The organism is Dyadobacter jiangsuensis, assembly GCF_003014695.1.
Taxonomy (GTDB): Bacteria; Bacteroidota; Bacteroidia; order Cytophagales; family Spirosomataceae; genus Dyadobacter; species Dyadobacter jiangsuensis.
This window is the reverse complement of the sequence record NZ_PYAS01000042.1, coordinates 1-2,648: the sequence shown is the minus strand read 5'-3', so window position 1 is coordinate 2,648 and position 2,648 is coordinate 1. Positions and strand designations below refer to the sequence as shown.

2 protein-coding genes are annotated in these 2,648 nt (G+C 49.6%); both read right to left on the bottom strand.

Annotated features, from left to right (window positions below; translation table 11 throughout):
• Positions 1-120: 120 nt before the first annotated feature.
• Positions 121-870 (bottom strand): IS21-like element helper ATPase IstB, encoded by a 750-nt coding sequence (istB, locus tag CLV60_RS34045; protein ID WP_106599847.1) that lies wholly within the window; start codon positions 868-870, stop codon positions 121-123.
• A gap of 20 nt (positions 871-890) precedes the next feature.
• Positions 891-2,420: an IS21 family transposase gene (gene istA / locus CLV60_RS34040; RefSeq protein WP_229211254.1), complete on the bottom strand. Its 1,530-nt coding sequence runs from the start codon at positions 2,418-2,420 to the stop codon at positions 891-893.
• Positions 2,421-2,648: the final 228 nt, after the last annotated feature.

Below are 2,648 nucleotides of genomic sequence, written 5' to 3'. Positions count from 1 at the left end.
TGGGTATTTCGGAGAAGTTGACCACCTGATTCCGTGGCAAATTGACCACCTAATTGTCTGGCGGCCGGTGGCAGAAAAAAGCTGCAGAAGCAGTTTCAAAATTAGTTAATTAAGGCCGTATTATTGGTAGCTGTTTTCGGGCTCTATTTTTTTCTTTCTTCTCATTGATTCTCCTCTCAGTTCTATGCGGTGAGCGTCGTGGACTATACGGTCCAGGATGGCATCGGCAATGGTTTTTTCACCGATCACTTCGTGCCATTTGCTGACAGGCAGTTGGGAGGTAATGATCAGGGATGTTTTGCCGTGCCGATCTTCGATGATCTCCATCAAGGCGGCCCTGCTCTGTGCGTCGAAGGGCTGGATACCAAAGTCGTCGAGCACCAATAGGTGCTGCCGTTCGATCTTGGCGATTTCTTTGATATAAGAGCCATCGGCCTTGGCCATTTTCAAGCGGGCGAACAGCTTAGGAGTACTCGCGTAGAGTACGCGGTACCCCTGAATGCAGGCCTGATGGCCAATGGCTGTTGCCACATAGCTTTTACCGATCCCGGTGCTGCCTGTGATCAGTAGGTTCTCGTTTCGGGTGATAAAAGAGCAATCGGCTAGGCGCATGACCTGGTTGCGGTCCAGACTGCGATCGGCATGGTAATGGATATTTTCGACGACGGCTTTATAACGGAACCGGGCCTGGTAGATCTGCCGCTCTACGCGGCGGTTGTTGCGGTCGTCCCACTCGGCGTCCACAAGGTACCCTAATAGCTCATCGGCCGTATAATCATTGGTTTTCCCGCTTTCCAGACTGGTTTTGAAGGCATGGAACATGCCATAAAATTTAAGCTTACGCAGCTTCTCCAAGGTGTCATTGTTCATTGTATGGATTGTTTAAAAGGTTACTGATAATATTCTTCACCCCTGATATTGTCGTGGTTAGGCATCGGCAACTCGTCGGCGAACAGGCTGTCTTCGTACTGGTCCATCTTCTTTTCCAATATCATCTGGATGATTTTGTAGTTGTAAATGCCATAGCTCAACGCGCGCTGGCATGCGCTGATCAGCCGTTGTTCGCCAGCCTTTTTTGCGAAGGACAAGATGCCGATGCAAGAGCGGTAGGCTTGCTCGGGATGCTGCTTACGGTCCAGTATTTTCAGGATATAAAGCCTTACGTCGTCATGGATCGAAGAGGCCCATTCGACGAACTTATCCGGGGTCCATTCGGTCAAAAAGCGGTGCGTGCTGGCCAGGTGCTCTTTATCGGTGGAGTAATTGTAGGGGCTTTTGACACGCTGGTGCAGGGCTATGCGCTCATAACGGTAGTAAATCTCGACCACGGTGCCTGAGAACAGCAATTTGACCTTCTTGCCGATGAACCGGTACGGGACGCTGTAATAGTGTTTATCGATGCTCAGGTTGACATGCCCGTTTTTCATCACCGTAGCATGTGATTGCTTTTTAAACTCGTATTTGAGTATTGGCAGCGGCGACAGTGCGTTACGCTCGATCTCTTCGAACTGAAGCCTGCGGCTGTAATTGCGACCGCGCAGTAACTGGTTATTATGGACTTCCAAGGCAGCCCAGATGGCTGCGTTTAGCTCAGAGAGTGAGTTGTAAACCTTCTTCCTCAAAGGGGCATAAATGCGGCTATAGACTATTTTAACAGCCCCTTCGACTAATGCCTTGTCGCGTGGCCGGTACGCCCTGGTGGGTAATATGGTGGTCCCATAATGGTTGGCAAAGTCCTCAAAGGTCTCGTTCAGGGTAGGTTCGTACCGGTTGCTTTTGGTGACAGCTGCCTTAAGATTATCCGGGACAACAGCAGCCGGAACGCCTCCGATATAATGAAAAGCGTTCTCGCAGGCCAGGATCAGGTCTTCTTTTGATTGGCTGAGAACCGCTTCCACATACGTCAGCTGACTCGCACCCAGGATCGCAATAAAAACTTCAACCTCAGTTACTTCGCCAGTCTCCTTGCTGATAAAGCTCTGCTTTACACCGGCAAAATCGATGTAAAGTTTATCTCCTGCCTTGTGATCCTGATGCATGACCGGATTGACCCGGGACTTCCATTGGGCCAAATGGAAGCAGAATTGGGTATAGCTGAAGCCGTCCGGGAATTCCTTTTTGTAGCTCTCCCAGAGCGAATAACGCGTCTCGCCGGGCTTTTTAAGCTCTTTATCTATGCGGGGAAAACAACGCTGTAGATATACTAACCGGTCCTGCGGTGGCATCTGCTTGACAGCCCCAAAGAACTCGTCCAGCTCCTTATCATTCAAAGCATTAATCTGATCAAAGGTCAGGCCGCTCGACTCAAAAGTGGCCATATACTTTTTGGCCGTATTCCGGGAAACACCCGTTTGAGCAGCAATAGAGAGCTTGCTGCGGCCCTGACTGTACATCCTTAGTATCTGTCTTATTTTACTCATGCTGATAGTCGAATTTGCCATACTTCCCGCGGTTGGTATCCGCCAAAAATATGGGTGATTCTACAGCATTTTTCTGCTTGACAGGGTGGTCAGTTTGCTCCGGAATCCACTGGTCAGTTTCCTCCGAAACAGGTGGTCAATTTGCTCCGAAACAAGGCGGTCAATTTCAGCCGGAACAGGTGGTCAGTTTAAACCGTATTGAGGTGGTCAATTTCACCGAATTTTCCA